This window comes from Paenibacillus soyae, from assembly GCF_024623455.1.
GTDB classification, from domain to species: Bacteria; Bacillota; Bacilli; order Paenibacillales; family Paenibacillaceae; genus Pristimantibacillus; species Pristimantibacillus soyae.
In genome coordinates this window covers 1-255 of record NZ_JANIPJ010000103.1, presented here as the reverse complement: position 1 = coordinate 255, position 255 = coordinate 1, and the positions used below count along the sequence as shown (strand labels likewise).

Annotated in this window: 1 pseudogene; it reads right to left on the bottom strand. The window is 56.9% G+C overall.

Features of this window, described 5'->3' with window-relative positions:
- Window positions 1-255 (bottom strand): annotated as a pseudogene (locus NQZ67_RS30960) (NADP-dependent phosphogluconate dehydrogenase); the annotation flags it as partial.

The following is a 255-nucleotide window of genomic DNA, read 5'->3' as shown; positions in this document are numbered from 1 at the left end:
CGGAGTCGAGAATAACGTCGACCATCGGCTTGCCCGTCTCCGGATCGTATTTCGCGAAGATGTCGCGCGTAATTTCGATCAGGTAGCTGTCGAGCTCGCCTTTGTTCCACTCGGTGAAAATTTCGTGAAGCTCTTCCGTCGTAACGCCGAGCACGTTCTGAAGCAGGTCGTACGCTTCGCAGATCAGCTGCATGTCGCCGTACTCGATGCCGTTGTGCACCATCTTCACATAGTGGCCGGCGCCGTCCGGTCCGA